The following is a 21,855-nucleotide window of genomic DNA, read 5'->3' on the forward strand; positions in this document are numbered from 1 at the left end:
TGTAGTTGTGGCAACAGGGTGTGGGTCAAGCGACGGATCGGGTGGGTAATTCGGAGCGGGTGGGCAAGCCTTCCATATCGCCGCGGCTTTGCACGGCGCGGCTGCCGATCCAGTTGCCGCGTTGTACCGCCTCGGGGAAGCTGAGGTTTTCCAGCAGGGCGCTGATCATGCCCACGGCAAAGCCATCGCCGGCGCCGACGGTGTCCACCACCTTGTCCACGCGCACGGCGGCGACAAAGCCCTGGTCCAGCTGGGTGCGGAAGTAGGCGCCGTCCGGGCCGAGCTTGATCGCCACGGCTTCGGCGCCCTGGTCGAGGTAGAACGCGGCAATATCCGCCGGGTCGTCGAAACCGGTGAGCAGACGGCCTTCGCCCAGGCCCGGCAGGACCCAGTCGGCGAGGCCGGCGAGGGCGTTGATTTCGCGGATCATCTGTTCCTGGCTGGTCCACAGCGACGGACGCAGGTTTGGGTCGAACGACACGCTGCGCCCGGCGTTGCGCATCTGGGTCATCAATTCGCGGGACAGCTCGCGGGTGGCCTCGGACAAGGCCGGCGGAATGCCGGTGGCATGCAGATGGCGGGCCTGCAACAGCACCGGGCTGATGGCCGCAGTGGACAAATGGCTGGCGGCCGAGCCCTTGCGGAAGTACTCCACCTGCGGGTCATCGCCGGCTTCTTCGCGGGACTTGAGCTGAAAGCCGGTGGGGTGCAACGGGTCGACCGCCACATGCCGGCAATCCAGGCCTTCTTTTTTCAGCGTGTCGACCACAAAGCGCCCAAGGGAATCATTGCCCACCCGGCTCAGCCAGGCGACGTTGAAGCCCAGGCGCGACAGGCCGATGGCAACATTGCTGTCGGCGCCGGCAATGCGTTTGTGAAACTGCGCCACCTGGGCCAGGTCGCCGGTCTGCTCGGCGACAAACATCGCCATGGTTTCGCCAAACGAGAGGATATCGATCTCAGACATGGGCATTCTCCCCACGGGGTTGGCCAAGGAGGGCGAGGGCGGCCACCTGTTGCGCGGTGACGTCGACCAGGTCATCGCCCTGCAACGGGAATTCCACCGCCCGTGTAATGCCTTGAGTCATGTGGGTGAGCAGTTGTTCCCACAGATGCAGGTCGGTGGCGCCGGGCGGCAGTGCCACCAGCTTGCCGTCCGCGCGACGGGCCACGGCCTTGCAGTGCAGGTAGTCGACGTGCCGGCCGAGCAGGCGCGCGGCGGTCAGGGCGGATTGGTCCTGCCATTGCCAGTTGCCGATATCGAAGGTCATCTTTACCGGCAGGCCCAGGCGTTCGACTTCAGTGAAGAAGCGCTGCATCGGCTCGATGCGCCCGCCGTGCAGGGTCTGGTCGTTTTCCACCAAGAGTTTGACCGGATGGTGGGCGAGCAGGGCGTGCAGGCTTTCCAGGTCGTTGGTATCGGTGAAGTAGCCGAGGGAGACTTTCAGCCAGCGCGCACCAAAGGCCTGGGCGCGGTCCAGGGTTGCGTTGAGGTCGGCATTCGGCTGGGCGCGGCCGGCGATCCACAATTCCAGGGGCGATGAGAACACACACTCCAGGCCTTGCTCGGCGGCAGCCTGGGCCAGTTGTGCAGGTTGCTCGCTGGTCAGCAGTTCTTCGCGCCACTCGATGCGCCGGGCACCGGCGGCGGCCAGCAGTTCGACAAAACTCAATTGGCCTTGCTGGCGGACCAGGTCGGCGCCGTAGCTGGAAAGGCTGATGGAGACGGGGTATTTGTGCATTGTTGTTTACCTCTGAAACCGGTTTCATTTTTTCACGTTATAAAGGTTGAATCGACTCTGCTACGTGTAAGGACGCTGGGTCGAACCTCGAATGATCAACTGGGGCAAAAAGTCCAGGGTGCGGGTCGGTTCGGTGTCACCGCGCAAGCGCTTGAGCAGGCAGTCGAACGCACTGGCGCCAATGGCTTCGGTGGGTTGGGCGAGGGCGGTGATGCCGTTGCCCACCAACGGGTACCAGTCGAGGTCGTCCAGGGCGATCAACCCGATATCGTCGAACAGGTTGCAGTCCAGCGCCTTGAGCGCACGGGTGCAGGCCAGTGTGGCGACGCCGTTGGCACAGAACACTGCCTTGGGGCCGGGTTTGGCGAGAAAGGCTTGCAGGCGTGGTTCCAGCCCGTCATCGAGCGCCAGCACCGCGCCGGTCAGCGCCGGGTGCCGGGCGATTTCGCCCTTGAAGCTGTCCAGGCGTTCCTGCCGTGAACTGGTGCCATCGCAGGCTTCGCTCACCAGCAATACATCGCGGTAACCCTGCTGTTCCAGGTGTTCCACCGCCATGCGCACCGCCGCCGGGTTATCCAGCCCCACTAGGTCGCTGTGCAGCGGCTCGACCTTGCGGTCCACCAGCACCAGGGGCATTTCCCGTTGCAGTTCCAGCAATTGGTCGAGGTGATGGCCGAGGGTGTTCACGATCAGCCCTTCGATGTTGTAGGAGCGCAGCGCCGCCAGGTGTTGGCGCTCCTGTTCGTCATCGCGGTCGGTGTTGCACACCACCAGGCTGTAGCCGTGCCGGCGGCAGGCGGTTTCGACGCCGTGCATCACGGCAATGGAATAGGGGTTGCGGATATCGGCCACCAGCATGCCGATCAGGCGCGTGCGACCACGTTTCAACCCGCGGGCCATCTGATTGGGGCGGTAGCCGAGTTGTTCGATGGCCTGTTCGATACGCAGGGCGATGGCATCGGAGAGCAGCGCGCGGTCCTCGCCGATAAAGCGGGACACGCTGGCTTTGGACACGCCGGCGCGTTGGGCGACGTCGAGCATGGTGACACGGGTGCGTTGGGCGGCGGAAAAAGGGGTCACGGTCGCGGGCCTTTCTTATTGGTGTTGGAGGTCATTAAACATCGACAAGGATGCTTGAAACCGGTTTCAGAAAACACCAAATCAGAAGATCCGTCAAGCCAATGCGGCGCCGACGTAGCTGTTGAAACCGACGAGCGGCGATGCCTACCTGTTAGTTTTGACAGTACCCAAGCGTGGTATTTGGGCGCTTAATCCTTGCCAAGGGCATCTTCCGTTGTATCGTCGGCAGGACAGTTATATGAACACTTCCAACCCTCGTCGCAGACGTGTCTCCAGAAGCAATATTTTGTCTTTTTCCGAGATCAAGGTGCCCATCCTTGATGATGCCGTGCCCCCGATTATCGAGGGGTATATCCCGCGCGAGTACCTTGATTCGGATATTGAGGTGGTCATCGAGGAGCTTTGGCCAGAGTCCGCGCCGGAGGGGAGTTTCGACGTCCTGGTCGTTCATTGGCGCCGTAGTGGAAGTGAGGGAGAGCCGCTCCTGCGCCGGCGGTTCAATGGCCCGATTGATCCGGCGATTTTTCCACTGCGTATTCCCGTTGACCGGAGGTATCTGGAGAACGACGGCACCGTGCTGCTGAGCTATGAGGTGCTTGAGCAGGGCACTTTGCCCACCTCTTCGCCAACGCGCGTGTTAGTGCTGGACCGTACCCCACCCAACAACAATATCGCCCCCCAGGTGCCTGAATTTCCCGTCAGTATCATCGATGAGGATTATCTGGCTGAGAACCCGACTGTGAACATGCGGATACCTTTTTACACTGGCCGTCGCGCATGGGACCGGGTCGAGTATTACCTTTCGGATGAAACACCACCACCGGAGCGGGATACGCCTGATGGTTTTTTTGACTTTGTTTCTGAAACTGAGCCGTTGGTTTTCCCCGTACCAGGAGATCTGTTTCGGCTTTATCGAAACGGCCTTCAATACATGCATATTGTGTTGCGGGACCGCTCCGGTAACCCAGGGCCGCGATCAATTCAGACACCGGTTATTGTTGATCTGGATCCCTCGCCCTCCGACCTCCAGGCACTGGTTGTTCCGGCGATGGTGAACGGCTTGATTGATCGCCAGGATGCACGCCTTGGCGTTGTGGGGAAGGTGCTGTACGACAATTGGCAGGAGGGGGACCATGTCACGGTTACGTGGGGCGCTACGCCGTTATCGCCACAGCCGGTCACCCAGCTGCCTCTTGATGTCAGCATCCCTTGGGAAACGTTGATTGCCCAGGGACTGGGGCAAGCTTCCGGCGTTGCTACGTACACCATTACTCGCACCGGTGGAACGCTCCCCACCCCTCCCAGCCCGCCGACGGTGATCAGATGGAACTTCACGGTGGCGGGGCCAGACCACGGCGATGCACCGCAACTGCTGAATCTCGACCTTCCTGCCGTGATGGTCTGGGGTGAAGGTTCCATGACCGAGAACCTTATCGATATACGTGATCAGGATCAGCGCATTTACGCCAGTGTTCCGTTGTACCACCGGCCTCAGGATGGGGAAAAGTTGACGCTGTATTGGGGCAACTTTCCCAGTACCGCTGTACCGGTTGCACACTACACGGTGGATGTAAGTAAGGGCGATGCGGAAGGCAGCATTGTCGAGTTCAGTGATATTCCCTGGAATGTCATCACGGGAGCAGGCAATAACGACAGAATGCCTGTTTATTACACGACCTCTAACGGCGTTAATGAACAATTGGCCAACTTCACCAACGTGACAGTGGCCGTGGTTCCTATATTGAGTCTTACGCAAGTGCAATTTCCCAGTGCAACTGCAGACGCCTGGATAAATTGTCAGACTGTTCCTCCCATGTGGGACCATATCCCCCTGGGAATTCCGGGAAATACACAGCTCAGAGAAGGCGATGCGGTGCTCTTGAGTTGGCAGGGTTATGAGGGTTTTTTTACCGGGCCCATTGACGGGACTGAAGACTCTTTGCTGCATTTCCTTTCGGCGGAAGAAGCGAAGAAGGGTTATATATTTAAGCAAGATAACTATGAAGAAAAGATAAAGCCCATACGGTCAGACAATCCGGCAAGCGTGGGGAGTTCGGCACTGGTGTCTTACGAAGTGCTCCGTGGCACCAGAATCATAGGCAGGGCACGGGAGAGGCAAGTCAAGATTGACCAACGCTACTCCAGTGGACGTTATTGCGGTCCCGACGAAGACGGGGAACAGGACTCGCCTGTTAACGAGTGACTGAGTCCAATAATAAAATTGAGCTTCGATAGTGGTCTCAAGTGTTTTAGAGGCGGGGCCAACTATTCGGTTCAAGGCGAGCGATTTCTCGTTTCGCCTGTGACATTGAAGTGGTAACCGGCGTTAATAATTCGCTTATGGAGAACGTAGATGACTATCTTTAGTAAGAAACAACAGGCTGCACTTGCCTCTCGAAAGCTCAATCGAGAGTATGTTTCCAAGTATGGCGGCGGTATTTTTGAGTTTGAGGCGCCGGAGTTCAGCTCGCTAAACGATCAGGGGCTGATCCTCGCAGCGGCCTCAAGAAGAGACTTACCTGTTACGTTTGTAGCGCCATCGCTTGAAGTGCCTCCTGCAGAAGCGCGGCTGGAATTGGTGATGCGCGATAAAGGTGTGACAAATTGGGCACCGTCTCTGCATACGCTTCGCTATTCGGGAGCCGGTGCAATCAATGCGGGCGACATTATTGTCAGGAATATTCCGACCTCCCGCCTGAGTCAGGGGAAGTACGAAATTGCCTATATCTTGTATGAAGACAAGCTCCCTACCCTGTCAGGAATCGCGCCATTGGAGGTGGATCTGACGGCACCCTACAAATTCAATGTCGACGACGATGAAGAACACGATATCCATCCGTTTGCTCCGTTATTACCGGCCGACCTAGGGCCGGAAATCGACGAACTCTATGTAGAGGAACATGATGAGGGATTGGTATGTACCTACCCGAATTACGAGGACTATGGTCGAGCAGACGGTGACACAATCACGGTCTATTTCTCGAAGTATTCCTCATCGCTTCTTGCTACAGAGATCGACACGGTGCCGGTGGAAGATAGCCTTGAGTTTGTTATTCCATGGGACCGGATCGAAGTGCTGGAAGCTGGCATATACTATTTGTTTTATATCCTGAAAGACCTGGCCCGTAACAAAAGCAGGGAATCTGTTCCCTGTCCCGTCCGGCTGAACCTGGTGGGGGTTCCTGATCCTTTGCAGGCGAGGGTGCCGTTGGCGCTGTTGCCGGCCGATGGCCTGATTGATCTGGCGGATGCTCACGAGCCCGATGGCGTGACGGTGGAAATTCCTCAGTACGCCAATGTGCGAGAGGAGCTGGATGTCATTGACCTCACCTGGGGCGGCGAGAGCGTTGGGCGCTTCAATGTCAGGGATTACACGCCGTTTCCTCTAAGGCTGCCGGTTGATACCGATATCATCTTCGACGTGTATGGTACCGGCCCCGGGGAAGTGGACACGGATATCGATTACCTGGTTGATCGCAATGGCAACGAATATCCCGCGCCCACGCTAACCATTGAAGTGGATCTTTCAGGCCCCGGCCCCGACCCGACGCCAGACCCGGAAAACTCTCGGCTCAACCTGGTGAACGTGTACGGTAGCGATCCCGATCAGGAAAACCATTTGCTGCCGGAAGATTTCGGTAACGACGCGACCGTCGAGATTGTGCTGTGGGAGGTTCCCCCGCCTGTACCCGGTATCACCCTTACTGGTTATTGGGGCAGTTTTGCGTACCCCTTCGATTCAATCGAGCTGGATGGCGAAGCCGGTGGAGACACCGTTACCCTCAACGTGCCTTGGCCAATCATCAAGGAGGTTGGCAATGGCACGGTCCCGGTGTTCTATACCTTGAGTTGGGAAGTCAATGACAACCTCCAGCGATCTCGTCCCCAGAATGTCGAGGTCGACGCCAACATAGTCGTCATGGAGCAGCCGACCTTCGTCAAGGCTGGCACGGATATGGCTTGTACGGATCTGGATCCGTTTAACTTTTCCGCACGTGTCAGAGTGCCGGGCAATACCACCTACTTCCAGGAGGACGCTGTCGTCCGCGTGGAATGGCAGGTATACAGCGACAGGGCCAGCACTACGCCATTGGGGGATCCTGTATCGTTCAACTCGCTACCGTTGACACCGGATATGGTTTCAAATGGTTTCTTCCTGACGATTCAGCCTTACACCACCGTCATCAGGCCTGCTGGGCGCAACTCAGTCAGCATTCAATACTTTGCGATGGTTAATGGCGTTGAGGAGCCATCTGAGAAGGGCTTTACAACGACGCTGTTCGCAAACCGGTCTACGCCGCCGCTGTACTGCGAGGAGCTGCCGGTTCTCGGGGAGGATGAATAGTCAATACACGTTGTTCAAAGGGCGCTTCGGCGCCCTTTGGTTTTCACCTGTCATGAGCTTCCTTGCGTAGTTGCGTTACCCCATTCCCGCCATTGATACGCGATTTTCCTTAGGATGGTTCGGATAATTCCTACATCCGTCGTTAGTGCTCACCGGTAATTTTGCGGGCCTTAACTGGCCAGTTTCCACTGCATTCGAAACAGGCCGAATTTTTCTGTTATGGAACGCCTGTTGAACGAGTGAGTGATCATGAATACCCAGTCTATTTTTAAGTTAAATCCTTTAGCCTTCGTCGTTAAGGTTGCGTCGATTGCATCACTGTTAGCTCTCGCTCCGCACGCTCAGGCAAGGCTGATCGAAAATCGAACCGAGACCATTGACTTTCACGACGTGCTCGACAGCTATACGTTGGAAAATGCCACGCTCAACGTGATAGAGGGGCGAACCGAGAGCGTCTATGCCGCCCGCTCCAACCTGAACCTGAGCGACTCGAGTACCGTCCTCGGCACCGTCGTTGCACAGGCGGGCTCGAACGTCAACGTGGATACCAGTCGTGTTGTGGCGCAGGGTGATTTCAATGCGGGTATCACGTTGTACAGCAGTAATGCGTTGATCAACGGCAGCGTGATTTCCAGTGCCGACTACGATGGGTTGGTGCTCAGTCGTTTCTCAGGCTCCACCGTGGGTTCCAACGCGACTGTCAATGGCAGCGTGGTTTCCGGGGCAACCGGCGGCGCAGCGGTTGGAGGCCACAGCGTGCTGAACCTGGACCGCAGCATCGTGCAGGGTACAGACGCTGGCAGTTTCGGTTTGAAGTTGCAGGGCGCAGAGGCCCATGCTCGTCAAAGTGTAATCACAGGCGGCCTTAACGGCGTAGTCCTGACGAATGAACCCCGTAGTGTGCTTGCCAATAGCTTGGTACTGGACAATACCCACGTGACTGGCGAAACCGGTGCAGCGATTGTGGTAGAAGGCCTGCTGGGCAGAGGGGCCAACGCATCGATTGAGGTGCTGAATGGCTCGACACTGTCCGGTGGCAACGGCAACCTCCTTGAGGTCAAGGATGGGTCTTCGGCCACTGTACGGGTTGATAACAGCCAACTACTGGGCAACGTGATCGTTGAGTCGGGCAGTACCACACACCTTGACTTGCAGAACCGGGCTGCGTTGACCGGTCGCCTGGAAAATGTTTCGTCGTTGAGTATCGGTAGCCAGTCGCTGTGGGACATGACCGGCAACAGCCAGGTCGGCGCCTTGAATCTGTCGGGCGGGATGATCAGGTTTGGTGCGAGTGACGCCTTTTACCAGTTGGACCTGACCAGCCTGTCAGGTAACGGTACGTTTGTGATGGGCACTGATTTTGCCCGGGGCTTGACCGACTTCCTCAACATCACGGGTTCCGCCAGCGGCAACCATCAATTGCTGCTATCCAGCAGCGGCGTCGAGCCGGTCAGTGCCAATGAGGTGCGTATTGTTCATACCGGTGGCGGTGATGCGCAGTTTTCGCTGATAGGCGGATCGGTCGATGTGGGGGCGTGGTCTTATGGGCTCAAGCAAGACGGCAATGACTGGTTCCTCGACCCGTCGTCGCGGGTCATCAGCCCTGGCACCCGCTCGGTGCTGGCGCTGTTCAATGCCGCGCCTACCGTGTGGTATGGCGAGCTGTCTTCTCTGCGTACCCGTATGGGTGAACTGCGCCACAATGGTGCTGAGTCCGGCGGATGGGTCCGCAGTTATGGCAACAAGTTCGAGGCCAAAGGTGGTGCCGGAAATGGCTACACCCAATCGCAACGCGGTTTTTCCCTCGGTGCGGATATGCCGATGATGGACAGCCCATGGCTATTGGGGGTCATGGCCGGTCATAGTGAATCAGATCTGGATGTTGGCCGTGGAACGTCGGGCACTATCAAAAGTTACTACGTCGGTGCCTATGCCACTTGGATGGATGAAGACAGTGGCTACTACTTTGACGGTGTGGCCAAGGTGAACCACCTGCGCAATGACTCCAAGGTGGGGTTGAGCGATGGCGCACAGGCCAAGGGTAACTACTCCACTAATGCCTTGGGTGTTTCGGCAGAGGTCGGGCGTAATATTCGGTTGGATGATGCGTTCTTCGTTGAACCGTTTGCCCAAGCGTCGGTGATGACTACCAAGGGCAAGAGCTACCAACTGGATAACGGGATGCAGGCCAAGGGCGATCACACCCACTCGGTCCTGGGTAAATTGGGGGTGACTGTCGGCCGTGATTTTGTGCTCGATAGCGGTAGCGTTGTACAGCCTTACTTGCGCGGTGCGGTCGCTCATGAATTTGCCAAGAACAACAAGGTGTCGGTGAATAACCAGACTTTCAATAACGATCTCTCGGGCAGCCGTGCAGAGTTCGGTGCGGGGGTTTCGGTGTCCTTGTCCCAGAACCTGCAGTTGCATGCCGACTTCGAACATGCGAAAGGCAAGCGGATTGATCAGCCTTGGGGCGCCAACGTGGGCGTGCGTTACAGCTGGTAATCAACAATGCCCTGGATCAAGTGATAAAAAACGCCCCGGTTTCCGGGGCGTTTTTTTGGCGGGTCAAACATTGAACAGGATTTGCATACGTTGATCCTTCATATTGACGTCAACGTAGTAGACGTCCAAGGCGCCACTGACATGGTTGGTTTGCTGGTTATGGATAAACTCAATCGTGCCGCGCGAGGCTGTATAAGCGGGAGGTGGCGCGTCATTGAGCTCCATATAAATAATTGAAAAACGCTCGTCGGGTTCGTCGGGCTTGAGGGTATACCGGCCGGAGGGCAATGTCGCCGGATCCGCCAGATATTGGAAAACAACGATTCGCCGGCGGTTGCCAATGCCTAAATCCCGCTGAGTGGCCTCAACCCACCAATAATCGGATTTGAGTTCATGTTTGGGGAAATCGTCCTTGAAAGCCTGAGTCGCGATCGTTCCCTGAAAGTAAACTTGGTTAGTGGACCGGCTGTTTTCACTTACCGCAGATGCAGTTGCAGTACTCATGGTTATAGTCTCCCGCTCTCGTCAATAAATGTCCTGTGAAGGCATCATTGCCCACTTGGGACAAGCCTGTTAAATGCGACGGTTTACGTTTGCCTCCTTTGCACGCGCTTTCATTCCATTGCCTTTAATGAAATATTGTCGACGATCAGAAAAGTAATGCCCTGTATTTGCAGCGTGATGTCATGAATGCCAGCGGGGACGGTGAATAAGTAGGTGTATGAATCCCAGCCTCCCTCTCCGCGTAACTCGAACTCAGGTACGTGATCGGGGGTTATATGAAACATTACAACCCCATGGCCGCCGGTTGGTGTTTGTGCATCGATAGAGAAGACCAGCGCCTGCTCGGGAACGACCCTGATGTCCTGCTCGATATAAGCGCCCAGATTCAACTGACACCGTTGATCGTGGAAGGTCGCGGAATTGGGTGGCGGTGACGAAGTCCATTCATCGCCGTTGCGTGAGAAGTCCCCGTTACCGATCAACTCAATCGGTATGATCGTCCCTTCTTCCTCCACTAGCCTGACGTTATCGAACCAGACGTCCCCCGACGTTCCTGTCAATTGCACGGTTGCGCTGACAGTGCCTGTGGGAGGCGTGAACGTTAATGACTGACGCAACCAGCCTTGGTTGCCGGACATCGATATCGATTCATTGACCCCCGAAGGCTGAAAAACCACCGTTATCGAGCCGGTACCTCTGTAAGTAATCAGCGTAAACAGGCTGAGGGTATAGACCGTTGCCTCAACCACAGGTACCGTTTGCTCAGCCATTCCTTGAGTTCTGACGATGCAACTGTGCTGGGAAAAATCAACCCTGCCGGGAAGTGTCGCGGTGGCTGTCCAATGGGTTCCATGGTCGATAAAGTTTCCATTCAGGATCAGATTCTTATTTAACGGAACAAGTGGTGACATGGCGTGCTCCCGCAGGCTTTGATACCCGTCATGGCCCGTGCTTTTTGACAAGTGGCTTTATTCAGCGCCATTAACGCCTTGCCCACAACTGTCAGAATTCACAGGTTTGCTCGCCATTCGTCGCCTTTTCTATGCTCCCGCTAAAACGCTCAGCCAGGCGGAGCCGAACAACAGCAACGCCATACCTTGGTTAAAACGCTGCATGGCCTTGGTCGAGCGAAACACCCGGCTCGACCCCACCCCCAGCAACGCCCACGCCCCCAGGCACGGCAACGAAATCATAAAAAACGCCAACGACAGGTACAGCACATGGCTCTGGCGCGCCTCACCGTTGTCGGCAAACACACTGACCACCGCCAGCGCCATCATCCAGGTCTTGGGGTTGACCAATTGCAGGCTGGCGGCGCCGGCCAGGCCCAGGCGTTTTTGCGGGGTGTTCGGGTCGATGGCTTCGGCCGGCGCGCGGAAGATCTGCCATGCCAGATAGCTGAGCCAGGCCACGCCCACCCATTGCATCGCGGCCTGCACCCTGGGCAATTGCGCCAGCGACTGGCCCACGCCCGAGCCCACCAGCAACACAATTCCCGCAGCCCCCAGACAGGCACCCAATACGATAGGCAGTGCAGCCTTGAGCCCATAACGCGCGCTGTTGCTCAGCACCAGGATGTTGGTGGGGCCGGGGGTGATGGAGGCAACGAAGGCAAATAACAGGAAGGGCAGTAACGGGGAGGACATGCTGGGGACTCCAGTGAATCGTTCAGTGGCGTCCATCCTCACAAGCCTGTGCGTTACTGTCTGGAAGATTTGAGCAGCGCTTGCGGTACGCGGCCGGTGTCAAGCCGTAGGCGCGCACGAACCAGCGGCCCAGGTGACTTTGATCGGCAAAGCCCAGGGCAATCGCCATATCCGCCGGTTGCTCGCCCTTGGCCAACAAATGCCGGGCACGGGCCAAGCGCAGTTGTACGAGGTAGGCATGCGGCGGCAGGCCGAAGGCGCTCTTGAACGCGCGGGTCAGGCGGAAGCGGTCGACGCCACAGGCTACGGCCAGTTCGTCCATGCCGACGTCTTGATGCAAGTGGGCATGCAGGTATTCGCGGGCCTTATGGGCGACCAGTGGCAAGCGTGGATCGTCACGGTAGCGCGCGCGCCACGCCAGGTGACCGGTGAGGCGCTCCAGCAATTGGTCCATGACACGCTGGCGCACGATGCGCAATTCACCGCTGTGCAGCGTCTGGAACGCCTGGCTGGTGGCGATGGCCAGGCGTGGATCGCTGGTCAAGGTCGTGGCGAAACCCAGTTGGCTGTTGAGCGGCGCTTCTTCGAACACCGCACTCACTTCCCGCGCCAGCCACTGCGGGTCGAGGTACAGCATGTGGTAGGTAAAGCCGTCCGGCGTGGGCGCGTCACCGTCATGCAATTCACCGGGCTCCACCAGGAACACCTGGCCGGGCACGCTGTTGTGCCGGGTGCGGCGGCAGTTGAACTGCTGCACGCCTTGTTCGGTGACGCCGACCAGATAGCTGTCATGCCAGTGGGGGTCGTAGGCGTGGCCCTCGAAATGCGCGCGCAGGGTCTCGATGCCGGTGTCGGCGTCCTGGGACAGATCGATCCAATTATGCGCAGCCATGAAACACCGGGACGGAATGTGTAAGGGTATTAGCGCCCACCGACACCTGAGCGTCTAGAAGGTTTGTGCAGCCTAGCCGAACAGCCCGGCGGCGATGTTGATCGAGAACCCCAGGATCGCCGTATTGAACAAAAAGCCGATCAGCGACTGCCCCAGCACCACCTTGCGCATGCCGCGGGTGGCGACGCCGACGTCAGAGGTTTGCACCGCCACGCCGATGGTGAAGGAGAAATACAGGAAGTCCCAGTAGTTCGGCGTCAACAGCCCTTCGGCAAACCGCAACGCCGGCTCCTTGCCATTCCAGGTGTAATACAGGCGGGCGTAATGCACGCTGAAAATCACCCCGATCAACAGCCATGAACCGATCACCGTCAGCCCGGTAAACCCGTAGTGCAGCAGGCGCTCGGACGTGGCCAGGTCTTTGCTGCCCACCAGTTCGAAGGTGATGGTGGCCAGGCTCGCGATGGCGGCGATGCACACGGTGAACAGCACCAGCCCGGCGTTTTCGTCCTCGATTTCGGCGATACGCTTCACATCGTCGGCCTTGGCACGGCTGGTCAGCCACAGCATCAGCACCAGGTAGGTCCAGACCCCGGCGTTCCAGCCGATGAGGATTTTGCTGGCGAGGGTGTCGGCCGGCGCCAGGATGCCGACGGCAAGGCCGAGCACAGCGGCGGTGGAGAGGCGAGGGTGGGTACGGGCTAGAAAGGGCATGGCAGCTCACAGATGGTTACCTGTGAGCACCTTAGCGCATTTTTGTTGTGGCAAGCGGGCTTGCCACCGTTACAGTGTCCCCCCCAAAAGCCTTAGCGCTTTTTGCGCACCAGCTTCATGACCACCACAAAGAACACCGGCACAAACACCACCGCCAGGGTCGCGGTGATCATCCCGCCGATGACCCCGGTACCAATCGCCTGCTGGCTCGCCGAACTGGCACCGGTGGCAATCGCCAAGGGCACCACGCCGAGGATAAACGCCAGCGAGGTCATGATGATCGGGCGCAACCGGAGTCGTGCGGCTTTCAGGGTGGCGTCGATCAGGTCTTCGCCCTGGTCATACAGGTCCTTGGCGAACTCGATGATCAGGATCGCGTTCTTCGCCGACAAGCCGATGATAGTGATCAGGCCGACCTTGAAAAACACATCGTTGGGCATGCCCCGCAAAGTCACCGCCAGCACTGCGCCGAGCACGCCCAGCGGCACCACCAGCAACACCGACGTCGGGATCGACCAGCTTTCATACAGCGCCGCCAGGCACAGGAACACGATCAGCAGCGACAGGCCCAACAGGATTGGGGCCTGGGAGCCGGACAAACGTTCCTGCAACGACAACCCGGTCCACTCCTGGCCCAGGCCTGCCGGCAATTGGCTGACCAGGCGCTGGATTTCCTCCATCGCCTCGCCGGTGCTGTGGCCGGGTGCGGCCTCGCCGGAAATGGCGATGGCAGGGTAGCCGTTATAGCGCGTCAGTTGCGCCGGGCCCTGGGTCCATTTGGCTTCGACAAACGCCGACAGCGGTACCATCTTTCCATCCTTGTTGCGCACGTGGATCTTCATCAAATCCGCCACCTGGCTGCGCTGGTCGCCTTCGGCCTGTACCACCACGCGCTGCATGCGGCCCTGGTTAGGGAAGTCGTTGACATAGGCTGAACCGATGGCCGAAGACAGCACATTGCCCACATCCGCAAACGAGACGCCCAGCGCGTTGGCCTGCTTGCGGTCGACTTCCAGCTGCACTTGCGGCGCCTCGGCCAGGGCGCTTTCGCGCACGTTGGCCAGGATCGGGCTTTTTCCGGCGGCGTCGAGCAATTCGGTACGCGCCGCCATCAAGGCTGCATGGCCTACACCGCCGCGGTCCTGCAAGCGGAACTCGAAACCGCTGGAGGTGCCCAGGCCGTCCACCGGGGGCGGCAGGATTGCATAGGCAATCGCGTCCTTGAGTTCGCTGAAGGCCATGTTGGCGCGGTCGGCAATCGAGGCGGCGGAGTCATCGCTGCCGCGTTCCGACCAGTCCTTGAGCGTAGTAAACGCCAGCGCGGCGTTTTGCCCGGAGCCGGAGAAGCTGAAGCCCATGATCATGGTGGTGTCACCCACCCCTGGCTCCCCGGCGTTATGCGCTTCGATCTGTTCGGCCACCTGCACCGTGCGGTTCTTGCTCGCGCCGGGCGGCAGCTGGATGTCGGTGATGGTGTAGCCCTGGTCTTCCACCGGCAGGAACGAGGAGGGCAGGCGGCTGAACATCAGCCCCAGGCCCACCAGCAGCACCAGGTAGATCAGCAGGTAACGGCCGCTGCGCTTGAGGGCATAGGCGACCCAGCCTTCGTAACGGTCGGTGAGTTGCTCGAAGCGCTTGTTGAACCAGCCGAAGAACCCGCCCTTGGCATGGTGCTCGCCCTTGGCAATCGGCTTGAGCAGCGTGGCGCACAGGGCTGGGGTCAAGGTCAGGGCGAGGAAGGCCGAGAACAGGATCGAGGTGGCCATCGACAGCGAGAACTGCTGGTAGATCACCCCCACCGAGCCGGCCATGAACGCCATCGGCAGGAACACCGCGACCAGCACCAGGGTAATGCCGACGATGGCGCCGGTGATCTGGCCCATGGCTTTTTTCGTCGCCTCCTTGGGCGACAGGCCCTCGGTGGCCATGATCCGCTCGACGTTCTCCACCACCACGATGGCGTCATCCACCAGGATGCCGATGGCCAGCACCATGCCGAACATGGTCAGCACGTTGATCGAGAAGCCCAGCAACAGCATGGTGGCGAAGGTGCCCATCAGCGCGATCGGCACCACCAGCGTCGGGATCAGGGTGTAGCGCACGTTCTGCAGGAACAGGAACATCACCGCGAACACCAGGGCCATGGCTTCGAGCAGGGTGTAGACCACCTTGGTGATCGAGACCTTGACGAACGGCGAGGTGTCGTACGGGATCTTGTACTCCACATTGGCCGGGAAATAGCGCGACAGCTCGTCCATCTTCGCCCGCACCAGGGTCGCGGTGTTCAGCGCATTGGCCCCGGGCGCCAGTTGCACGCTGACGGCGGTGGACGGCTTGCCGTTCAGGCGCGTGGAAAACTGGTATTCCTGACTGCCCACTTCTACCCGCGCCACATCGCCGATGCGCACGGTGGAGCCGTCCGGGTTGGCCTTGAGCACGATATCGGCGAATTCCGCCGGCGTGGACAGCTGGCCCTTGACCAGGATCGCGGCGGTGATTTCCTGGGTCCTGGTACCCGGCAAGTCACCGATGCTGCCGGCCGAGACCTGGGCGTTCTGTGCGCTGATCGCGGCATTCACGTCGGCCGGCGTGAGGTTGAAGCCGATCAGTTTCTGCGGGTCGATCCAGATGCGCATGGCGCGTTCGGCACCGTACAGCTGGGCCTTGCCGACCCCGTCCAGGCGCTTGAGCTCGTTCATCACGTTGCGCGCCAGGTAATCGCTGAGCGCCACATCGTCGAGCTTGCCGTCGTTGGAGGTGAGGGTCACCAGCAGCAGGAAACCGGCGGAGACTTTCTCCACCTGCAAACCCTGCTGGGTCACGGCCTGGGGCAGGCGCGGCTCCACCGCCTTGAGGCGGTTTTGCACATCGACCTGGGCCATTTCCGGGTTGGTGCCGGGCTGGAACGTGGCAGTAATCGTTGCCGAGCCGAGGCTGCTCTGGGATTCGAAATACAGCAGGTGATCGGCGCCGTTGAGCTCCTGCTCGATCAGGCTGACCACGCTTTCATCCAGGGTCTGGGCCGAGGCGCCCGGGTACACCGCGTAGATTTCCACCTTCGGCGGCGCGACGTTGGGGTACTGGGCCACCGGCAACTGCGGGATGGCCAGCAAGCCGGCCAGCAGGATAAACAGGGCGACCACCCAGGCGAAGATCGGGCGGTCAATAAAGAACTGCGGCATTGTCAAAGATCCTTATTGGCCGGAAGCCTGGGCAACGGGTGTGGGGCTGTCATCGACCTCGACTTTTTCACCGGGGCGCGCGTGCTGCAGGCCTTCGACGACGATACGGTCGCCGGGCTTGAGGCCATGGCTGACCACCCAGCGGTCAGCGATCACCGCACCCAGTTCCACCGGCTGCTGGCTGACGGTCTGCTCGGCGTCGAGCAGCAGCACCATGGGGATGCCGGCGCTGTCGCGGGTGATGGCGCGTTGCGGCACGCTGATGCCCTGTTTGTCGACGGCCTGCTCCAGGCGGACCCGTACGAAGCTGCCGGGCAACAGGTCGAGGTCCGGGTTGGGGAACTCGCTGCGCAGGATGATCTGCCCGGTGCCCGGGTCGACGCTGATCTCGGCGAACAGCAACTTGCCCGGCAGCGGGTAGAGGCTGCCATCGTCCTGGATCAACGTGGCCTTGGCCTGGTCCTGGCCTACCTGCTTCAAGCTGCCGGCGCGGAAGGCGCGGCGCAGGTCGTTGAGCTCGCGGGTGGACTGGGTGAGGTCGGCGTGGATCGGGTCCAGTTGCTGGATGATCGCCAGGGGCGTGGCTTCGTTCTGGCCCACCAGTGCCCCTTCGGTCACCAGGGCGCGGCCGATGCGCCCGGAAATCGGCGCGGTCACGGTGGCGTAGCCCAGGTTCAACCTGGCGCGCTCGACGGCGGCCTTGTTGGCGGCGACTTCGGCGTTGGTCTGGCGCAGGTTGGCGCGGGCGTTGTCGTAGTCCTGGCCGCTGATGGCATTGCCTTCCACCAGTTGGCTGTAGCGCTGCTCCTGCAGGCGCGCCTGGAACGCATTGGCCTCGGCCTTGCTCAGGTTGGCCTGGGCGCTGTCCAGGTCAGCCTTGAACGGTGCCGGATCGATGCGAAACAACACGTCGCCCTGTTTGACGTCATGGCCTTCCTTGAACACCCGTTGCATCACCACCCCGGCCACCCGTGCGCGCACTTCGGCGATGCGTGGCGCGGCGATGCGTCCGCTCAATTCGCTGGTGATGGAGAGGGGCTTGGCCTCAAGGGTTTCGATGCGCACTTTGGCCAGGGGCATTGGCGGCGCTTCGTCGGCCGATTGGTCACAGGCACTCAGGGCCAGCGTCAGGGCCAACAGGCAGAATGGCGCAAACAGATTCTTCGACATGCTCTTATCCCAATATTGACTGGCGCATCCTAAGGGCACCTGCGCCGTGGTGCTGTGAAGCTGTGTAGGTCGTCTGTGAAGAAATGTAAGGTGCGGCGCGCGGGGCGCCGAGGGCGTATATCCTTGCACGATCCTGCAACACACCAACAAACCGCATTATTTGGAAACACCATGCCCAACATCCTCCTGGTGGAAGACGACGCCGCACTCTCCGAGCTGATTGCCAGCTACCTGGAACGCAATGGCTACCACGTCAGTGTGCTCAGCCGTGGCGACCACGTCCGCGAGCGCGCGCGCCTCGACCCGCCGGACCTGGTGATCCTCGACCTGATGCTGCCCGGCCTCGACGGCCTGCAAGTGTGCCGCCTGCTGCGCGCCGACTCGGCGGGCCTGCCGATCCTGATGCTCACCGCCCGCGACGACAGCCACGACCAGGTGCTGGGCCTGGAAATGGGCGCCGACGACTACGTGACCAAACCCTGCGAGCCGCGTGTGCTGCTGGCGCGGGTGCGCACCTTGCTGCGGCGCAGCAGCCTGTCCGAGCCTCAGGTGGCCAACGACCAGATCCTGATGGGCAACCTGTGCATCGACCTGTCGGAGCGCACCGTGACCTGGCGCGAGCAGGCGGTGGAGTTGTCCAGCGGCGAATACAACCTGCTGGTGGTACTGGCCCGGCACGCGGGCGAGGTGCTCAGCCGCGACCAGATCCTGCAACGCCTGCGCGGTATCGAGTTCAACGGCACCGACCGTTCGGTGGACGTGGCCATTTCCAAGCTGCGCCGCAAGTTCGACGACCACGCCGGTGAAGCGCGCAAGATCAAGACCGTATGGGGCAAAGGCTACCTGTTCAGCCGTTCCGAGTGGGAATGCTGACCGATGTTTCGTGTACTGCTACGCCTTTACCTGATCACCATCATTACCTACAGCGCGGCGATCTTCCTGATTCCCAAGCTGGTGATCCAACTGTTCGAGCACCGTTACCTGGACTACAACGTCGAGCAGTCCCGAGGCATGCAGAAGCTGATCGTCAAGCAGTACCTGCGCGCGCCGGTGGAGCGCTGGTCCCTGGTGACCGAGCAACTGGGACGTGACTTCGCCCCCCTCAAAGTGCAATTGCTGTTGCGCCAGGACGCCAGCTACACCACGCAGGAAGCCAAACTGCTGGAGCAGGGCAACCCCGTGATTCACCTGGGGGAGTTCGGCTGGATGGAGGACATCAGCTCGCCGCTCAACGAGCAGTTCGTGGTCAAGCTGACCATTCCGCCAGACCCGCTGGACATGAACCTGTTGTACTGGTCGATGAACGTGCTGATCGGTGCGGCGTTGCTGGCCTGCCTGCTGTTCTGGCTGCGTCCGCACTGGCGCGATCTCGAACGCCTGAAAAGCACCGCCACGCAACTGGGCAAAGGCAACCTGGCCGAGCGCACACACATCCCGGCCAGCTCCAATATCGGCAGCCTGGCAGCGGTGTTCGATACCATGGCCGACGACATCGAACACCTGCTCAACCAACAGCGCGACCTGCTCAACGCGGTCTCCCACGAACTGCGCACGCCCCTTACGCGCCTGGATTTCGGCCTGGCCCTGGCGCTGTCGGAAGACTTGCCGGAGGCCAGTCGCCAGCGCTTGCATGGCCTGGTTGCGCATATTCGCGAGCTGGATGAATTGGTGCTGGAGTTGTTGTCCTACAGCCGCCTGCAAAACCCGGCGCAATTGCCCGAGCGTGTGGAGGTGGTGCTCGATGAGTTTATCGACAGCGTGCTCGGCAGTGTCGATGACGAACTGGAAAATCCCGAGATCGTCATCGATGTAGCACTCGACTGCGCTGTGGAACGCTTCAGCCTCGACCCGCGCCTCACCGCCCGTGCCCTGCAGAACCTGCTGCGCAATGCCACGCGTTACTGCGACAAGCGCATTCAGGTGGGCGTCAAGGTCTGCGCCAAAGGCTGTGAAATCTGGGTGGATGACGATGGCATCGGCATTCCGCTGGACCAGCGCGAGCGTATCTTCGAGCCTTTTTACCGTCTCGACCGCAGCCGCGACCGCGCCACCGGTGGCTTTGGCCTGGGCCTGGCCATCAGCCGGCGAGCCCTCGAGGCCCAAGGCGGCACCCTGACCGCACTGGCCTCGCCGTTGGGCGGCGCACGGTTCCGGGTGTGGTTGCCCACGGCTGCCGATTAGAAAATCTCCCGGGGAAGGCGCACACTGTGCCCCCGCTTTACCCGAGGAGAGATTGGCAATGACTGGTGTCCACACGTCTGCTCAACGAGGTTTCTCTACCCAGGCCGCCACCTACGCCCAGGGCCGGCCGAATTATCCCAGGCAACTCACGGGCTGGCTCACGGATGTACTCGGCGTCGATGGGCACTCACGGGTGATCGACCTGGGCGCCGGCACCGGCAAGTTCACGCGCCTGCTCAGCACCCTGGCACCGACGTTGATCGCCGTCGAACCGGTGCAGGCCATGGGTGCGCAGTTGACCCGGCTGTTGCCGGACGTGCGCCTGGTCAACGGCACCGCCGAAGCCATCCCCCTGGAAACCGCCAGCGCCGACGCGGTGGTCTGCGCGCAAGCCTTTCACTGGTTCTCCACCCAGGCCGCGCTGGCGGAAATCCACCGCGTGCTCAAGCCCGAAGGGCGCCTCGGGCTGGTGTGGAATGTGCGCGATGAGTCGGTGGACTGGGTAGCGGCGATCACTGCGATCATTACGCCCTACGAGGGTGACACCCCGCGTTTTCACTCCGGACGCTGGCGCGAAGCCTTCGACGGCAAGTACTTTTCCGACCCCGAAATGACCTGTTTCCCCTATAGCCACGTCGGCAGCCCCCAGGAAGTGATCATGGATCGCTTCCTCTCCGTGAGCTTTATTGCTGCGTTGCCCGAGGCTGAAAAAGCCCTTGTGAGCGAGCAGTTGCGTGGCTTGATCGCCAGCCATCCGGCCCTGAAGGACCGCGACACGGTGGCGTTTCCTTATCAGACCCAGGCGTATGTCTGTCGTCGACTGCCATAAAAGGCATAAAGTCAGATCATATTGATATAAGTCGTTATAAGAAAAATCGCTATCCTGCGGCCAGAAATTTATAAGGCCGCGGGTAGCGTTGATGGAAGTGGGTAACTTTGGTTTTGTAATTGCGGGCCTGATCGTTGGTTTTATCGTCGGCATGACCGGTGTCGGCGGGGGCTCCTTGATGACCCCGATCCTGTTGTGGTTCGGCATCAACCCGGCCACGGCCGTGGGCACTGACCTGCTGTACGCGGCCATCACCAAATCCGGTGGCGTGCTGGTCCACAGCAAGAACAAGAACATCGACTGGACCATCACCGGCTGGCTGACCCTGGGCAGCGTGCCTGCGGTGTTGCTGACCCTGTGGTTCCTCGCCAGCCTGCACACCGACCCCAGCGCCATGAACGCGGTGATCAAGCAGGCCCTCGGCGTGGTGCTGCTGCTGACCGCCCTGGCGATCCTGTTCAAGCAACGCCTGCTGGCATTCGCCCAGCGCCACGCGGGCGATCATTACCATATGAACCCGCGCAACCTGAATGCCCTGACCGTGGTGACCGGTGCGGTGCTGGGGACCATGGTTGCGCTCACCTCCATCGGCGCCGGCGCCCTCGGCACCGTCGCGCTGTTTATCCTCTATCCGTTCCTGGCCACGCGCCGCCTGGTCGGCACCGAGATCGCCCACGCCGTGCCCCTGACCCTGGTGGCGGGCCTGGGCCATGCCGGCATGGGCAATATGGACTGGCACCTGCTGGGCTTTCTGCTGATGGGGTCGCTGCCGGGCATTTACTTCGGCAGCCACATGACCGGCAAGGTCCCGGACGGCGTATTGCGCCCGTGCCTGGCGATCATGTTGATGACCATCGGCTACAAATTGGCCTTTTGAGGCGTACACAGGATTCAAATACACAGGGGCCAAATGTGGGAGGGGGCAAGCCCTAATGCCAGTCAGTTAAGGAGGAACACTGTAACTGTGGTGAGCGGGCTTGCCCCGCGTTGGGCTGCGTAGCAGCCCCAAAACACAGCCCCGGACCTGCCTGGCACACTGCAGCGCTCTTATTGGGGCTGCTACGC

17 protein-coding genes are annotated in these 21,855 nt (G+C 60.1%); 7 read left to right on the forward strand and 10 right to left on the reverse strand.

Features of this window, described 5'->3' with window-relative positions; genetic code table 11:
* Positions 1–25: 25 nt before the first annotated feature.
* From J1N02_RS27590 to J1N02_RS27600, 3 genes are read right to left on the reverse strand one after another with little or no spacing between them, the layout of a single operon-like run.
* Complete coding sequence (locus tag J1N02_RS27590) at positions 26–967, reverse strand: sugar kinase (RefSeq protein WP_405125915.1); 942 nt, start codon at positions 965–967, stop codon at positions 26–28.
* The gene (locus J1N02_RS27595; protein WP_098479690.1) at positions 960–1,742 is read right to left on the reverse strand and encodes a sugar phosphate isomerase/epimerase family protein; all 783 of its coding nucleotides are present in this window, start codon (positions 1,740–1,742) and stop codon (positions 960–962) included. Before J1N02_RS27595 ends, J1N02_RS27590 begins: the two co-directional genes overlap by 8 nt.
* A gap of 60 nt (positions 1,743–1,802) precedes the next feature.
* Complete coding sequence (locus J1N02_RS27600) at positions 1,803–2,822, reverse strand: LacI family DNA-binding transcriptional regulator (RefSeq protein WP_098479689.1); 1,020 nt, start codon at positions 2,820–2,822, stop codon at positions 1,803–1,805.
* A gap of 238 nt (positions 2,823–3,060) precedes the next feature.
* On the opposite strand from J1N02_RS27600, the gene J1N02_RS27605 reads away from it, so the two are divergent.
* The 3 genes from J1N02_RS27605 (at position 3,061) to J1N02_RS27615 (ending at position 9,672) form a co-directional block, all read left to right on the forward strand.
* Positions 3,061–5,025, forward strand: a complete 1,965-nt coding sequence (locus J1N02_RS27605) for a hypothetical protein (RefSeq protein WP_421148058.1) — start codon at positions 3,061–3,063, stop codon at positions 5,023–5,025.
* Between the two features lie 150 nt (positions 5,026–5,175).
* On the forward strand, positions 5,176–7,167 hold the full coding sequence (locus J1N02_RS27610) for a hypothetical protein (protein WP_098479687.1): 1,992 nt from the start codon (positions 5,176–5,178) through the stop codon (positions 7,165–7,167).
* Between the two features lie 249 nt (positions 7,168–7,416).
* The gene (locus tag J1N02_RS27615) at positions 7,417–9,672 is read left to right on the forward strand and encodes an autotransporter outer membrane beta-barrel domain-containing protein (RefSeq protein ID WP_166655320.1); all 2,256 of its coding nucleotides are present in this window, start codon (positions 7,417–7,419) and stop codon (positions 9,670–9,672) included.
* A gap of 63 nt (positions 9,673–9,735) precedes the next feature.
* Here J1N02_RS27615 and J1N02_RS27620 read toward each other — a convergent pair whose 3' ends face one another.
* The 7 genes from J1N02_RS27620 to J1N02_RS27650 all read right to left on the reverse strand — a co-directional run bounded on the left by J1N02_RS27620 (position 9,736) and on the right by J1N02_RS27650 (position 17,780).
* On the reverse strand, positions 9,736–10,176 hold the full coding sequence (locus J1N02_RS27620) for a hypothetical protein (RefSeq protein ID WP_027606426.1): 441 nt from the start codon (positions 10,174–10,176) through the stop codon (positions 9,736–9,738).
* A gap of 110 nt (positions 10,177–10,286) precedes the next feature.
* A complete protein-coding gene (locus J1N02_RS27625; RefSeq protein WP_085205426.1) occupies positions 10,287–11,087 on the reverse strand; it encodes a hypothetical protein in 801 nt (266 codons plus the stop codon).
* A gap of 129 nt (positions 11,088–11,216) precedes the next feature.
* Positions 11,217–11,822 carry a LysE family translocator gene (locus tag J1N02_RS27630; protein ID WP_027606424.1) on the reverse strand — a complete coding sequence of 202 codons (606 nt, stop codon included), beginning with the start codon at positions 11,820–11,822 and terminating at the stop codon, positions 11,217–11,219.
* Positions 11,823–11,844: 22 nt separating this feature from the next.
* The gene (locus tag J1N02_RS27635) at positions 11,845–12,714 is read right to left on the reverse strand and encodes an AraC family transcriptional regulator (RefSeq protein ID WP_027606423.1); all 870 of its coding nucleotides are present in this window, start codon (positions 12,712–12,714) and stop codon (positions 11,845–11,847) included.
* Positions 12,715–12,786: 72 nt separating this feature from the next.
* Positions 12,787–13,428, reverse strand: coding sequence for a DUF1345 domain-containing protein (locus J1N02_RS27640; RefSeq protein WP_027606422.1), 642 nt, complete (start codon positions 13,426–13,428; stop codon positions 12,787–12,789).
* Positions 13,429–13,520: 92 nt separating this feature from the next.
* The gene (locus J1N02_RS27645) at positions 13,521–16,610 is read right to left on the reverse strand and encodes an efflux RND transporter permease subunit (protein ID WP_027606421.1); all 3,090 of its coding nucleotides are present in this window, start codon (positions 16,608–16,610) and stop codon (positions 13,521–13,523) included.
* 12 nt (positions 16,611–16,622) lie between these two features.
* Positions 16,623–17,780 (reverse strand): efflux RND transporter periplasmic adaptor subunit, encoded by a 1,158-nt coding sequence (locus tag J1N02_RS27650; protein WP_027606420.1) that lies wholly within the window; start codon positions 17,778–17,780, stop codon positions 16,623–16,625.
* Between the two features lie 171 nt (positions 17,781–17,951).
* On the opposite strand from J1N02_RS27650, the gene J1N02_RS27655 reads away from it, so the two are divergent.
* The 4 genes from J1N02_RS27655 (at position 17,952) to J1N02_RS27670 (ending at position 21,667) form a co-directional block, all read left to right on the forward strand.
* Positions 17,952–18,653 carry a response regulator transcription factor gene (locus J1N02_RS27655; RefSeq protein ID WP_027606419.1) on the forward strand — a complete coding sequence of 234 codons (702 nt, stop codon included), beginning with the start codon at positions 17,952–17,954 and terminating at the stop codon, positions 18,651–18,653.
* A gap of 3 nt (positions 18,654–18,656) precedes the next feature.
* Complete coding sequence (locus J1N02_RS27660) at positions 18,657–19,961, forward strand: ATP-binding protein (RefSeq protein ID WP_098479685.1); 1,305 nt, start codon at positions 18,657–18,659, stop codon at positions 19,959–19,961.
* Positions 19,962–20,019: 58 nt separating this feature from the next.
* Positions 20,020–20,790, forward strand: coding sequence for a class I SAM-dependent methyltransferase (locus J1N02_RS27665; RefSeq protein ID WP_027606417.1), 771 nt, complete (start codon positions 20,020–20,022; stop codon positions 20,788–20,790).
* 91 nt (positions 20,791–20,881) lie between these two features.
* Complete coding sequence (locus J1N02_RS27670; protein WP_027606416.1) at positions 20,882–21,667, forward strand: sulfite exporter TauE/SafE family protein; 786 nt, start codon at positions 20,882–20,884, stop codon at positions 21,665–21,667.
* Positions 21,668–21,855: the final 188 nt, after the last annotated feature.

It is taken from the genome of Pseudomonas sp. NFX5 (assembly GCF_049132125.1).
GTDB lineage: Bacteria > Pseudomonadota > Gammaproteobacteria > Pseudomonadales > Pseudomonadaceae > Aquipseudomonas > Aquipseudomonas marginalis.

Bases quoted from the DNA above. Each gene is read 5' to 3' on its own strand.
- J1N02_RS27590 (WP_405125915.1), bottom strand. From the start codon at position 967: ATGTCTGAGATCGATATCCTCTCGTTTGGCGAAACCATGGCGATGTTT.
- J1N02_RS27595 (WP_098479690.1), bottom strand. From the start codon at position 1,742: ATGCACAAATACCCCGTCTCCATCAGCCTTTCCAGCTACGGCGCCGAC.
- J1N02_RS27605 (WP_421148058.1), top strand. From the start codon at position 3,061: ATGAACACTTCCAACCCTCGTCGCAGACGTGTCTCCAGAAGCAATATT.
- J1N02_RS27610 (WP_098479687.1), top strand. From the start codon at position 5,176: ATGACTATCTTTAGTAAGAAACAACAGGCTGCACTTGCCTCTCGAAAG.
- J1N02_RS27615 (WP_166655320.1), top strand. From the start codon at position 7,417: ATGAATACCCAGTCTATTTTTAAGTTAAATCCTTTAGCCTTCGTCGTT.
- J1N02_RS27620 (WP_027606426.1), bottom strand. From the start codon at position 10,176: ATGAGTACTGCAACTGCATCTGCGGTAAGTGAAAACAGCCGGTCCACT.
- J1N02_RS27625 (WP_085205426.1), bottom strand. From the start codon at position 11,087: ATGTCACCACTTGTTCCGTTAAATAAGAATCTGATCCTGAATGGAAAC.
- J1N02_RS27630 (WP_027606424.1), bottom strand. From the start codon at position 11,822: ATGTCCTCCCCGTTACTGCCCTTCCTGTTATTTGCCTTCGTTGCCTCC.
- J1N02_RS27635 (WP_027606423.1), bottom strand. From the start codon at position 12,714: ATGGCTGCGCATAATTGGATCGATCTGTCCCAGGACGCCGACACCGGC.
- J1N02_RS27640 (WP_027606422.1), bottom strand. From the start codon at position 13,428: ATGCCCTTTCTAGCCCGTACCCACCCTCGCCTCTCCACCGCCGCTGTG.
- J1N02_RS27645 (WP_027606421.1), bottom strand. From the start codon at position 16,610: ATGCCGCAGTTCTTTATTGACCGCCCGATCTTCGCCTGGGTGGTCGCC.
- J1N02_RS27650 (WP_027606420.1), bottom strand. From the start codon at position 17,780: ATGTCGAAGAATCTGTTTGCGCCATTCTGCCTGTTGGCCCTGACGCTG.
- J1N02_RS27655 (WP_027606419.1), top strand. From the start codon at position 17,952: ATGCCCAACATCCTCCTGGTGGAAGACGACGCCGCACTCTCCGAGCTG.
- J1N02_RS27660 (WP_098479685.1), top strand. From the start codon at position 18,657: ATGTTTCGTGTACTGCTACGCCTTTACCTGATCACCATCATTACCTAC.
- J1N02_RS27665 (WP_027606417.1), top strand. From the start codon at position 20,020: ATGACTGGTGTCCACACGTCTGCTCAACGAGGTTTCTCTACCCAGGCC.
- J1N02_RS27670 (WP_027606416.1), top strand. From the start codon at position 20,882: ATGGAAGTGGGTAACTTTGGTTTTGTAATTGCGGGCCTGATCGTTGGT.